Here is an 11790-nt window from a genome sequence, read left to right on the forward strand (position 1 = left end):
CCTAGGCCCCGTCCATCCGCGGCGCCGAACACGCATGCCCGAGCGCGGGCGCGAGTACTCTCGTCGGCATGAGTTCCCGCAATCCCGTGGCACCCACCCCTGAATCCGAGGGCGACAGCGACACCCGATTCTTCGGGCAGCCCCGCGCACTCGCCAACATCTTCGGCGTCGAGATGTGGGAGCGCTTCAGCTTCTACGGCATGCAGGGGATCCTGCTCATCTACCTGTACTACTCGGTGACCGACGGCGGCCTCGGCATGGACCGCGGCATCGCCGGCGGCATCGTCGGCGCCTACGGCGGCGCGGTCTATCTTTCGACGATCCTCGGCGCATGGGTCGCCGACCGCATCCTCGGCCCCGAGAAGGTGCTGTTCTCCAGCGCGATCGTCATCATGTGCGGCCACATCGCGCTCGCCCTCCTCCCCGGATTTCTCGGCGTCGGCGTCGGTCTCGTCCTCGTCGCGGTGGGATCCGGTGGTCTCAAGGCCACGGCGACGAGCCTCGTCGGCATGCTCTATTCCGCCGACGATCCGCGCAGGGATGCCGGATTCTCGCTCTTCTACCTCGGCATCAACCTCGGCGCGTTCGCCGGCCCGCTTCTGACGGGCCTCCTGCAGTCGACCCTCGGGTTCCACTGGGGCTTCGGGCTCGCCGCGGTCGGCATGGCCCTCGGTCTCACCCAGTACGCGTTCGGACGGAAGAACCTGCCGGCCGAGGCATCCCACGTGCCCAACCCGCTCCCGAAGAGCCGCTATCCCCTGATGACCGGGGTCGCGGTGGCGGGGATCGCGGTCATCGTGCTGCTCATCGCGATCGGCGTCATCCGCGCCGACAACCTCGCGATCGTCGTCATCGTCGTCGTCATCGCCGCGGCGATCGCGTACTTCGTCGTCATCCTCTCGAGCCGCCGCATCACCGGCGTCGAGCGGAGCCGCGTCTGGGGCTTCCTGCCGCTGTTCATCACGTCGGTCGCCTTCTGGTCGCTGTATCAGCAGCAGTTCACGGTGCTCACCGTCTACTCCGACAAGCGCCTCGACCGGAACCTCTTCGGCTGGGAGATGCCGGTGTCGTGGGTGAACTCCATCAACCCGATCTTCATCATCATCCTCTCGGGCGTCTTCGCCGCGATCTGGACGAAGCTCGGCACTCGCCAGCCCTCGACGCCGGTGAAGTTCGGATTGGCGACGATCGTCATGGGCGTCGCGTTCCTCCTGTTCCTGCCCTTCGCCGGCGGCGGCGAGAACTCGACGCCGCTGATTGCGATCGTCGGCATCCTGTTCGTCTTCACCGTCGCCGAGCTGCTCCTCTCGCCGGTCGGGCTCTCGGTCACGACGAAGCTCGCGCCCGACGTCTTCCACACGCAGATGGTGGCGCTCTTCTTCCTCTCCGTGTCGCTCGGCACGGCGATCGCCGGAGAGCTGTCGAAGGTGTACGACCCCGACAACGAGGTGCCGTACTTCCTCACCCTCGGTGCCGTCGCGATCGTCATCGGCATCCTGCTGCTCGTGTCGGTGAAGCCGGTGCTGAAGCTCATGCGCGGCGTGCGCTGACCGTCGCGGAGCGTCATACGACGTGAGCCGCGAGGGGCGCGGTCGTAGGCTGAACGCGCCCGTCGCGTCCGTCCAAGTCGTGTCCGTCGAAGGAGAGTCATGCCCATCGCCACCACCACCTCGGGGAGCCTCCCGCGCACCCCCGCGCTCATCGAGGCGAACGCCGCACGGCCCGTCGCCGACGACGGCTTCACGCTGCTGTCGACCCCCGGGGTGGACGCGCTGACGACGACCGCGGTGGCCGATGTCGTACAGCGGCAGCGGGATGCCGGGATCACCCTCGTCGGCGACGGCGAGTTCGGCAAGGCGATGTCGAACCCGGTCGACTACGGCGCCTGGTGGGGCTACTCGTTCCAGCGGGTCGGCGGGCTCTCGCTCACCGAGGTCAACGCGTTCACAGAGCCGCCCGTGGCGTCCTCTCCCGGCGACGTGCGCCTGACGAGCTTCCTCGACCGCCGCGACCGACAACGCTTCCCCGCCGTCTATGCCGAGGCGGTCGAGACCGGCACGGGGGCGACCGCGTTTCCGACGACGACCGGCCCGCTCGTGTACCGCGGGCAGGATGCCGTGGCCTCCGACATCCGCAACCTGCAGGCTGCGCTGAAGCCGGGAGAGCAGGGCTTCCTCACCGCGATCGCCCCGGGTTCCGCCTCGCGTGTGCGCAACGACTACTACGCGAGCGACGAGGAGCACATCTTCGCGTGGGCCGACGCGCTCCGCGAAGAGTACCGGGCGATCGTCGAGGCGGGACTCATCCTGCAGCTCGACGACCCGTCGCTCGCCGAGAACTTCGACCAGATCAGCCCCGAGCCCTCGATCGCCGACTACCAGGCGTTCACCAAGATCCGGGTCGACGCGATCAACCACGCGATCGCAGGACTGCCGAAGGATCAGATCCGCCTGCACGTGTGCTGGGGATCGTGGCACGGCCCGCACACGACCGATGTGGCGCTCGCCGACATCCTGCCGGTCGTGCTGACCGCGAATGTCGGGGCGATCTCGTTCGAAGCGGGAAACGTCCGTCACGAACACGAAGCGGGGGCGTGGGCGGATGCCGCGGCCTCCGGCATCCTGCCCGACGACGTCGTCCTGGTGCCCGGTGTCGTCAGCCACGCGACCAACGTCGTCGAGCATCCCGAGCTGGTCGCTCAGCGTCTGCGCCGCTACGTCGACATCGTCGGAGCGGACCGCGTGGTCGGCTCGACCGACTGCGGCCTCGGCGGGCGCATCCACCCCGACATCGCGTGGGCGAAGCTCGAGGCCCTGGGCGAGGGCGCCCGCCGCGTCTGACGCGCGCTCTGTCCGCCCTCCCCCTTTCTCACCTCCCCTCAACCTCGCCCCCACCACGCCTCAACCTCCCCTCGCCACCCCGCGAAAGGTCGTAACCGGCGGACGGCGGATGCCGTGACCGGGCGCGCGCTGGGGCAGAATCGAAGGATGACCCCGGTCCATCACCCTCAGCTTCCCGCCGACCACGCGTGCCTCATCGTGCACGGCAGCGACAAGCCCGGGATCGTCGCCGCCGTCTCGGCGATGATCACCCGCATCGGCGGAAACATCGTGGCGTTCGACCAGTTCTCCGACGACCACCGCGGCGGCGCGTACTTCCAGCGCGTCGTGTTCCACCGCCCCGACTTCGCCGCGGACCGGCCGAGCATCGAGGCGGAGATCGGGCGGACGCTCGCCGACTTCGAGCTCGAGTGGGAGCTCACCGACCAGTCGGTGCCCAAGCGCATGGCGATCCTCGCGTCGAAGCAGGACCACTGCCTGCTCGACCTCCTCTGGCGGCACCGCCGCGGCGATCTGCCCGTGACGATCCCGATGGTGATCTCGAACCACACCACCACCGCCGAGGACGTGCGGAGCTTCGGCGTCCCGTTCTTCCACGTGCCGTCGGTCGCGGGGCCCGACAAGTCGGCATCCGAGGAGGAGATCCTGAAGCTGCTCGTCGGCAACGTCGACTTCGTGGTGCTGGCGCGCTACATGCAGATCCTCTCGCCCGAGTTCCTCGACCGCCTCGGGGTTCCGGTCATCAACATCCACCACTCGTTCCTGCCCGCGTTCATCGGCGCCGAGCCGTACAAGAAGGCGAAGGAGCGCGGGGTGAAGCTCATCGGTGCGACCTCGCACTACGTCACCGGCGACCTCGACGAGGGGCCGATCATCGAGCAGGACACCGTGCGCGTCACCCACGCCGAGTCCGCCGCCGAGCTCGCCCGCCGCGGCGCCGACGTCGAGCGCCAGGTGCTCTCGCGGGCCGTGCTGTGGCACGCCGAAGACCGCGTCATCCGCCACGGCAACCACACCATCGTCTTCTAAGCGCCCGTCTTCTCAGCGCCGCCGGGTCGCGCGCCGCATCCCCCCGCGAGACCGCGCGTTCTCGACGAAACCCGCCCAAACGACACCCGGTCTCGTCGAGAAGACAGGGTCTCGGGGGATGGCTGACGGCGCGCCACGCCGCGGGCGCGCGCGGGGGGGCGCGGGCGCGGTCGCGCGCGCGGGCGCGCGGCGGCGGGTCAGAACACGTACTCCATGAGGTCCGAGCCCAGGGCGCGGAAGGCATCGTGCGCGCGCAGACGGTGCGCGATCGACAGGTCGTCGAAGCCGACGAGCAGGGCGTAGGCAGCGCCGCCGCGCGGGCCGGCGAGCACGCCCGCCTCGGCACGGATGCCGTCGGCGCGGCCGGTCTTGTTGACGAAGAGCATCCGGTGCCGGTCGTCTTCGTGCGCGAACGGATCGAGTGCGGTCGCAGCGCCGACGAGGGCGAGGTCCTGGTTGAGGTTCAACCACTCGCCGACCTGCGCGCTCACGGCGGGAGACACGACCCGCGCGTTCACGAGCGCGGCGAAGAGCGCGGCGAGTTCCCCCGCCGACGAGATCGCGACCTGCGGGGCGTCGTCGGGCCCGCGCACATCGCGGAACCGGTCGAGCATCGCCGTCTTCTCGAGCCCGATGTCATCCATCCGCGAACGCACGGCGTCGAGCCCGACGCGGCGCACGAGCGCGTTCGCGGCCGCGGCGTCGGACGCCGCAGCCGCCAGCACCGCCAGGTCCACCACCGGAAGCGCCGGAGCCTTCAGATGCTGCCACAGTCCCCCGACCGCGACCGGCTCGACCGACCCCCGGTCGAGGATCTCGAACGGGTCGAGCTGGCCGAACTCGATCTGCGCGGCGACCTCGATGAGCAGCGGCACGACGCCGATGCCGCCGACCGGCAGCGTCAGGTGCTCGTCGCCGCTCAGCACCTCTTCGCCACTGTCGAGGTCGGTGACCTGCACCGACACCTGCGCACCGGCCGCCGACAGCACATCGAGCGCCTTCAGCGTGCCGATGAACGAGCGCTGACGTAGCGATGCCCGCCGCGGCAGTGTCCGCTCGCCGGCTGCCGCTCGGCGCGTCGTGGGGGCGGATGCCGCCGACGCGGCCGCCTCGCGCGCCGCGCGCCGCGGCGAACCATCCGCCGCCGCAGCTGCCGAACCACCCGACGCCGCACCACCAGAACCACCCGACGCCGCACCACCGGCGGGATCGCGCTGCTCCCCCGCCGCGCCGCGACGGGTCCGAGGACTCTCGGTCACCAGATCGTCACACGCTGATCGGCGTCGAGCCAGAGCGCGTCGCCTTCACCGACCTCGAACGCGTCGTAGAACTCGTCGATGTTGCGCACGATCTGGTTGCAGCGGAACTCGTTCGGCGAGTGCGGGTCGATCGTGAGGAGGCGGATGGTCTCGGCATCCCGTCCCTTCTGCTGCCAGATCTGCGCCCAGCTCAGCAGCAGGCGCTGGATGCCGGTGAACCCGTCGATCACGGGCCCGTCGCCCTCCTCACCCGTCGCGGCGAGGTGCAGGCGGTAGGCCTTGATCGCGATGCCGAGCCCGCCGAGGTCGCCGATGTTCTCGCCGATCGTGAGGGCACCGTTGACGTGGTGGTCCTCCGACAGGCCCTGGGGGACGAGCGCGTCGTACTGCGCGATGAGGGCGCTCGTGCGCTCCTCGAACGCGGCGCGGTCATCGTCGGTCCACCAGTCGCGAAGCGCCCCGGTGCCGTCGAAGGCCGACCCCTGATCGTCGAACCCGTGGCCGATCTCGTGGCCGATGACGGCGCCGATGCCGCCGTAGTTCGCGGCGGCATCGCGCTCGGTCTCGAAGAACGGGTACTGCAGGATCGCCGCGGGGAAGACGATCTCGTTCATGAGCGGGTTGTAGTACGCGTTGACGGTCTGCGGCGTCATGTACCACTCGTCGCGGTCGATCGGGCCGCCGAGCTTGGCGAGCTGGCGGTCGTGCTCCCACGCGTTCGCGCGCAGGACGTTGCCGATGAGGTCGGCGGCGTCGACCTCGAGCGCCGAGTAGTCCTTCCAAGTCGTCGGAAAACCGACCTTCGGGGTGAACGCCGCGAGCTTCTCGAGGGCGCGCTCGCGGGTCTCGGGGGTCATCCACTCGAGCGTGGAGATCGACTGCCGGTAGGCCTCGATGAGATTGGCGACGAGCTCGTCCATCTCGTCCTTCGCGGCGGGCGGGAAGTGCTGCTCGACGTAGACCTTGCCGACGGCCTCGCCCATCGCCGCCTCGACGAAACTCACCCCGCGCTTCCACCGCTCGCGGTTGACGGGCACGCCGGAGAGCTCCGTGCCGTAGAACGCGAAGTTCGCGTCGACGAAGTCGCTCGACAGGAACGCCGCCGACGCGCGAGTGAGGTGCAGCCGCAGCCACGCCTTCCAGTCGTCGAGGCGCTCATCGACGAGAAGCCCGCCGAGGCCGGCGAGCGCGCTCGGCTGGTTGACGTTGATCTCGGCGAATCCCGTCTGGTGGCCGGGCGCGACGGCATCCAACCACGGGTCGAGATCGACCCCGACGAGGGCTTCGACATCGTCCCACGTCATGAGGTTGTAGGTCGCGACGGCGTCGCGGGTGCGGACGTTGTCCCAGTGATGGCTGGCGATCTCGGTCTCGAGAGCGAGGATCCTGTCGGCCTGCGCCGCGGGCTCCGCGACCCCGGCGAGGCCGAGCACGGTGGTCGCGTACTCGCGGAACGCGGTGCGGGTGGCGTCGAAGTTCTCCAGCCGGTAGTAGCTCTCGTCGGGCAGCGACAGGCCCGACTGCACGAAGAAGACGACGTACCGCTCCGGGTTGCCGGGATCGGGCTCGATGTAGGTGCCGATCATGCCGCCGACGCCCTCGCGCTCCAGCTCGCCGACGGTGCGCAGGAGCGTCGGGATCGAGTCGATCGCGTCGACCCGCGCCAGCTGGTCGCGCAGCGGCGCCGCCCCGAGCGCCTCGATCCGCTCCGTGTCCATGAAGCTCGTGTAGAGGTCGCCGATCTTCCGCGCCTCGGTGCCGGGCTCCGCGGTCGTCGACTCCTCGACGATCGCGCGGACATCCTTCTCGGCCTGCTCGGCGATGAGGTGGAACGACCCCCACCGCGCTTTGTCCTCGGGGATCTCGGTGCGCTCCAGCCAGGCACCGTTGACGTGCCGGAAGAGGTCGTCCTGGGGGCGGATCTGGGCGCTCAACTCGGACAGCTCGATACCCGAGCGGGGAGGGTTCTCGGTCATGCATCCACCATAATCCGCGGCCGCTCGGGCGTCGTCCGGATCGGCGCCGTCACCCTCGACGCGCGTGCGCGGCGGTGCCATCATTGTCCTGCAATGTCCGCCCGGGGGAGCGGAGGGGCGTGGGCGGACCTCGCGGGACTGTCCGCGCGCGAGCGCGATGTCGTGGAGCACGTTTTGCGCGGGATGACGACCCAGCAGATCGCCGCGCAGCTCCGCCTCTCTCCCTACACGGTTCAGGATCATCTGAAAGCCGTCTTCCGCAAGACCGGTCTCCCCTCCCGCCGGCAGCTCGTCGCCGCGCTGAGCCACGCGTCCACCGAAGCGCCTTCGCTCCCCGCGTGAGGGAGCCACGTCGAACCGTCGCGAAGAAATCCCCCTGATCTGGGATACCGGACGTCCGCCCCGGCGGGGATCCTTGACTCGCACGCTGCGACGACAGACGGAGGAACCCCCATGAGTGGTGTCGACATCACGATCGACGTGAAGAAGGTCGGCCACCTGATCGGACCGCTCCGAGAGACGTGGCGCATCGACTTCCAGCGGCTTCGCATCGTCAAAGCTCAGGAGAGTTCGGGCGACGAGCCGTACTTCGCCACGATCGGCTTCCGCTCCCGGCTCATGACGAGAGGGTCGACGAGGGTGGCCTGGTCGCGAATCATCGACGGCTCGTGGGCGGAGAACTCCAAAAGCTCCACCGAGCGCTCGATCCCGCCTCGTCAGGGGTGCGTTCGCTTTCCGGATGTGGTCCGGGTACGCACGCTCGCAGACGGGCTGCCTGAGATCATCGGGGTCGTCTTCGTCAGCCTCGAACAGGATGCCACCCCCTCCGGCGACATGAAGATGTTGCTCGATCGGGTGGCAGCTCAGCTCGAGACCGAAGTCGCCGCACTCGTCGAGAACATCACGGTGGGCGCCGACCCGGAAGAACTCAAGAAGAAGGTGGCGGAGGCCGTCGCCCGCGTATCGGCGGCCGTGATTCCCAGCGTGAGCGAGAAGGTGGGGATCCTTCTCTCCTCCTGGGGCGACGTGGACGATCTGACCGGTCTTTCCGTGCACGTCTACGCCGCTGTCGGCGAGGGCATCGGGGGGACGGGATTCCCGCGCCTCGCCGACGGATCGCTCATCGAAAGGCACAGGCAGGACTCGCAGGACTATCTCATCGAGGGGTACGTCAGCCGTGAAGGCAGAGCCGGTTGGGAGAGCCTGGACAGGACGACGACGAGCGCACCCTCCGTCTGCTCATGGGGAGCGGGACGTCTCGACGTCTTTTCGCGCGGGAAGGATGGGGCGCTGCAGCATCGCGCGAAAGACGGCGCGCAGTGGCACCGGTGGGAGAACCTCGGTGAACGCCTCGCGTCAGAACCGGCCGCCGCTTCGTGGGGCCCGGGACGGATCGACATCGTCGCGCTCGGCGAGGATCGATCCGTGCGTCACCTGTGGTTCGAGAACCAGTGGCAGCCGTGGGAGTCGCTCGGCGGGGCGACCGGCAACGCTCCGGCGCTGTGCAGTTGGGGACCGGGCCGACTCGACGTGTTCATCCGCACCGATGCCGGCACCCTCGGGCAGAAGTACTTCGACGGAGGGTGGAGCGGGTGGGGCGAACTCGACAGCACCCAGATCTATGACCCCACCGCGGCGTCCACGAGGTTCGGCAGGATCGACCTCGTGGCCCGCACTCTGCAAGGCACCCTCGTGCACAAGTGGTTCGACAGTGGGTGGAGCGCATGGACGCGTATCGACCACACGGCGACGCGGTTCGCGCTGTTCGCGGCGGGACCGAGCGATCTGCGACTGCTCCTGCTCGACAGCGACGAGAACCTCTCCATCGCATCCTTCGACGGCCGGACATGGACGGGGTCGCAAAGACTCGGATCCGGTCTGTATTGGGGCGCCGCGGGCACACGCTGCGGGCGAGACCTCCACGTCGTCTCCGGGACCGTCGCCAACGATCTGGTCCACGCGACCGCGAAATCCCGCTTCGGACTCGGCCGACGCAGTGGGACACACTGCGCGCCGGCGCCGTGACGGTCGATCGCGCCTGAGTGCTCACGGACGACCCGCGTGCTCGCGGACAGAGAGGACCCTGCCATGATGCGATACATCGCGCTCGCCGTGTCGAGCACCTCCTACCTCCGTTGCACGGGCGGGTCGATCGCCGATTTCGACGGTGAGGGGATCGGGCGCGAGACCATCTGGCTGAGAGAGGTCGTCGACGACCATCGCGTCCGTCTGCGGAACCTCGCGCACGGGGGCTACCTGGGATCGCCCGCCGACCCGTCCCGATGGTCGAGCAGTTGCCGCATGCTGCGACACGACGACCCGGCGACCATCTGGACGGAGGTGGCGCCCACCGGCGAGCACTTCAGCTACGAGACGGCCGGGGGTCGGTTTCTCACCGCGTCTCCGTGGATCGGCTACGGCAAGTCGGATGGGCAGTCGGGCGTCTACGCCACGACCCGATCGACAGAGTTGATCGGAGTGGACAGGACGGCGGACGGCAGGGTCTCCGCAGGCGACGCGACCTCGATGTTCCTGTCCTACGTGCCGCCGGACGCACTGCTGCCGTGGCCGGGGAACGGGCGCGGGTCGGTCGAAGAGTACATCGCGCGCCACTCGGGCGGAGTGCGGGGACTCCTGTACAGCGCGCTCGACCGAGCGGGGCGTGAGAAGCTCGCCCGCGAGATGCAGCTGACGATCGAACCCGACGTCACACTCTCCCCCGAGGCGCTGAAGAACCTGACGTCGCTGAAGAAGCGTCCCCCGACGACGCAGGCTCGGCCCACCTTCCCGCCGCAGTGAGCGCGTCCCGCCTCAGCGCGGCACGTCGGTCGTGGAGCACCGCGGGGCGGATGCCTCGTACTCGCCCGCGAACCGGGCCTTCGTCCACTCGATCGCGTCCTTCACCATCGGCGAGTAGTTCTCCATCACCTCCGCGTGCTCGTACCCCGCGTAGCGGCGGTAATCGATGCGCTGTCCCGCGTCGCAGACGCGCTGTGCGTAGGCATCCTGCGTCGCGATCGGGATGATCGAGTCGCCCCCACCCTGCCCGAGGAACAGCGGCGGGCCGATCGTGGTGGGCGCGACGTTCTCGCGCAGATGCGTGCCGAGGGGTCCGTACGAGGGGTCGGTGGAGAAGAGCTCGGGGTCGATGCTCGTCCCCACCACGGCGAGGATCGACAGCGCCATGTCGGGATCGGTGAGGCACCGTTCGGACATCGCCCGCATGACGGGTTGCAGGCCGGGACGGATGTACCGGGCGTAGGTGATGTCGGGGTAGATGTCGGAGAACGCCTCGAACGCGTACGACGCGAAGACGAGCCCGCCCGTCACGTCCGAGACGTGGTCGACGAGCGCCGGCGGGTCGCTCGCCGCGGCGAAGGCCGCAACGCCGCGGATCCACACATCGGGGGCGTACTCACGCGCGAGGGCCCCCGTCCACAGCGCCGCGCCGCCGCCCTGCGAGTGCCCCCAGACGACGGTGCTCGGGCCGAGGTTCGCCTCGTCGAGCTGCCGCGCCGCGCGGACCGCGTCGAGCGAGGCGTACGCGCTCGCGGGGCCCAACAGGTACGGGTGCGGACCCTCGGTGCCGAGGCCGATGTAGTCGGTCGCGACGATCGCCCACCCCTCGGCGATGAGCTTCTTGACGGGGTACAGGCCTCCCGACCAGAACGGGCGCTCCTGCGCCGACGGCGCGCAGTGGCGGGCGTAGCCCGTCGTCCCGTGGTCCCAGTCGATCACCGGCCACGGGCGGTCGGGGTCGCCGCCGGTCGGGACGACGACGAGACCGCTCGCGACGCGGATCTTCCCGTCGAGACCCGTCGTCGTGTAGAGGATGCGCCAGCCCTCGGCATCCTGCGGCACTTCGCGGGTGAACGGCTCGGCACGCAGCAGCTGCCCCGGTTCATTCGGCACCGAGCGCGGCGCCGTGTAGAACTCGCCGACCGACGTCACGCTCTCGCGCAGCGGCGCCGTGACGATCACCGCGGCGACGGCGACCGCGACCGACAGGCCGGCGCCGACGAGCCGCCCCCAGCGCACGCGGTGAGGACGGTCTTCGCGCTCGTCGTCGCTCGTCGCGCCGCGGCGCATCAGAGCGCGGACACTCTTCCACAGCTCGGTGAGGCCGCGGATGATCAGCCACGCCCCGAAGACGATTGCGACGACGAGGAGCGTGATGTCCGGCCAGCCCAGGGCGAGGATGCCGAAGATGATGCCGGTGAGGCCGAATGCGGCATCCGACACGCGTTCGTCCCACGCGCGGTTCGGGAGCAGGGCCGATCCGAGCCCCGCGGCGCCGTTGACGATCAGAAGGATGCCGGTGATCACAGCGAGCGCGCGGACCGTCAGGCCCGGCCACGCGAAGACGACGATGCCGAGCACGATCCAGCCGACCGGTAACGCGAGGCGCGCGATGCGGCGCGGCTTCGAGAGCCCCGAGATGTCGGGCATCTCGATGAGGTCGATGATCCCGGTGAGCACCATGCCGGCACCGACGAGGATGGCGAGCGCGTCGAGCGCCGTCGTCGGACGCAGGAACACGACCGCACCGAGGGCGATCGACGCGACGGCGAACGCGATGCGCAGCCACACGGGCGTCTTCCGCAGGAAGCGCGCGACCGCGAGGCGACTCACGATGCCGGTGCGTGCCATCGTCACAGCGTACGAGACCCTCCGGTGGGAGAGCGG

General features: G+C 69.6%; 9 protein-coding genes. 6 read left to right on the forward strand and 3 right to left on the reverse strand.

The features are described from left to right. Positions 1-68 precede the first annotated feature (68 nt). The 3 genes from ACRVYW_RS11245 (at position 69) to purU (ending at position 3869) form a co-directional block, all read left to right on the forward strand. Positions 69-1550, forward strand: a complete 1482-nt coding sequence (locus ACRVYW_RS11245; protein ID WP_431804629.1) for a peptide MFS transporter — start codon at positions 69-71, stop codon at positions 1548-1550. Positions 1551-1649: 99 nt separating this feature from the next. Next, a complete protein-coding gene (locus ACRVYW_RS11250; protein ID WP_431804631.1) occupies positions 1650-2840 on the forward strand; it encodes a cobalamin-independent methionine synthase II family protein in 1191 nt (396 codons plus the stop codon). Positions 2841-2987: 147 nt separating this feature from the next. After that, the gene (gene purU, locus ACRVYW_RS11255) at positions 2988-3869 is read left to right on the forward strand and encodes a formyltetrahydrofolate deformylase (protein ID WP_431804633.1); all 882 of its coding nucleotides are present in this window, start codon (positions 2988-2990) and stop codon (positions 3867-3869) included. 197 nt (positions 3870-4066) lie between these two features. Here purU and ACRVYW_RS11260 read toward each other — a convergent pair whose 3' ends face one another. Both ACRVYW_RS11260 and ACRVYW_RS11265 read right to left on the reverse strand, forming a co-directional pair. Then, complete coding sequence (locus ACRVYW_RS11260) at positions 4067-5128, reverse strand: serine hydrolase (RefSeq protein ID WP_431804635.1); 1062 nt, start codon at positions 5126-5128, stop codon at positions 4067-4069. Next, positions 5125-7104, reverse strand: coding sequence for a M13 family metallopeptidase (locus tag ACRVYW_RS11265; protein WP_431804637.1), 1980 nt, complete (start codon positions 7102-7104; stop codon positions 5125-5127). Before ACRVYW_RS11265 ends, ACRVYW_RS11260 begins: the two co-directional genes overlap by 4 nt. Positions 7105-7197: 93 nt before the next feature. On the opposite strand from ACRVYW_RS11265, the gene ACRVYW_RS11270 reads away from it, so the two are divergent. The 3 genes from ACRVYW_RS11270 (at position 7198) to ACRVYW_RS11280 (ending at position 9903) form a co-directional block, all read left to right on the forward strand. Continuing rightward, complete coding sequence (locus tag ACRVYW_RS11270) at positions 7198-7446, forward strand: response regulator transcription factor (protein WP_431804639.1); 249 nt, start codon at positions 7198-7200, stop codon at positions 7444-7446. Between the two features lie 111 nt (positions 7447-7557). Further along, the gene (locus ACRVYW_RS11275) at positions 7558-9129 is read left to right on the forward strand and encodes a hypothetical protein (protein ID WP_431804641.1); all 1572 of its coding nucleotides are present in this window, start codon (positions 7558-7560) and stop codon (positions 9127-9129) included. Positions 9130-9192: 63 nt separating this feature from the next. Further along, positions 9193-9903: a hypothetical protein gene (locus ACRVYW_RS11280; RefSeq protein WP_431804643.1), complete on the forward strand. Its 711-nt coding sequence runs from the start codon at positions 9193-9195 to the stop codon at positions 9901-9903. 12 nt (positions 9904-9915) lie between these two features. On the opposite strand, the gene ACRVYW_RS11285 is transcribed toward ACRVYW_RS11280, so the two are convergent. Then, on the reverse strand, positions 9916-11754 hold the full coding sequence (locus tag ACRVYW_RS11285) for a lipase family protein (RefSeq protein ID WP_431804645.1): 1839 nt from the start codon (positions 11752-11754) through the stop codon (positions 9916-9918). Positions 11755-11790: the final 36 nt, after the last annotated feature.

Origin of the sequence: Microbacterium sp. bgisy203, assembly GCF_965345155.1 — a bacterium.
In the GTDB taxonomy this organism is placed as follows: domain Bacteria; phylum Actinomycetota; class Actinomycetes; order Actinomycetales; family Microbacteriaceae; genus Microbacterium.

Coding starts and splice junctions, on each gene's coding strand:
- ACRVYW_RS11245 (WP_431804629.1), top strand. CDS start 69: ATGAGTTCCCGCAATCCCGTGGCACCCACCCCTGAATCCGAGGGCGAC.
- ACRVYW_RS11250 (WP_431804631.1), top strand. CDS start 1,650: ATGCCCATCGCCACCACCACCTCGGGGAGCCTCCCGCGCACCCCCGCG.
- purU (WP_431804633.1), top strand. CDS start 2,988: ATGACCCCGGTCCATCACCCTCAGCTTCCCGCCGACCACGCGTGCCTC.
- ACRVYW_RS11265 (WP_431804637.1), bottom strand. CDS start 7,104: ATGACCGAGAACCCTCCCCGCTCGGGTATCGAGCTGTCCGAGTTGAGC.
- ACRVYW_RS11270 (WP_431804639.1), top strand. CDS start 7,198: ATGTCCGCCCGGGGGAGCGGAGGGGCGTGGGCGGACCTCGCGGGACTG.
- ACRVYW_RS11275 (WP_431804641.1), top strand. CDS start 7,558: ATGAGTGGTGTCGACATCACGATCGACGTGAAGAAGGTCGGCCACCTG.
- ACRVYW_RS11280 (WP_431804643.1), top strand. CDS start 9,193: ATGATGCGATACATCGCGCTCGCCGTGTCGAGCACCTCCTACCTCCGT.
- ACRVYW_RS11285 (WP_431804645.1), bottom strand. CDS start 11,754: ATGGCACGCACCGGCATCGTGAGTCGCCTCGCGGTCGCGCGCTTCCTG.